This window comes from Priestia sp. SIMBA_032 (assembly GCF_046535215.1).
In the GTDB taxonomy this organism is placed as follows: domain Bacteria; phylum Bacillota; class Bacilli; order Bacillales; family Bacillaceae_H; genus Priestia; species Priestia aryabhattai.
Genome location: NZ_JAWRXD010001584.1, coordinates 1 through 235 on the forward strand (window position 1 = coordinate 1; position 235 = coordinate 235).

Annotated in this window: 1 protein-coding gene; it reads left to right on the forward strand. The window is 40.9% G+C overall.

Annotated features, from left to right (window positions below; all coding sequences use genetic code 11):
* Positions 1-235 (forward strand): hypothetical protein (locus tag SB717_RS39635; protein WP_410908825.1); only part of this gene is annotated, 235 nt, incomplete at both ends.

Consider the following 235-nt stretch of genomic DNA (forward strand, 5'->3'; position numbering starts at 1 on the left):
TAAATTTTAAAGAAAAATTTCCTGAAGCCGCCGTGTCCTTTCTATGCGACGCCGGTCATGGCCATTTTGATATTTCAGATGAACTCATTGATTACATAAATTTATTTATTAAAAAAGCTGTTCAGTACCGCCTGCCTGTCAAAGCAGCCCTTGACCAGCCTGTTCAATTAATTCCGGTTGACCCCCGCAGAGGATGGCTTAAAGAAAGATGGAAAAAAGACACTAAGCCTGCATT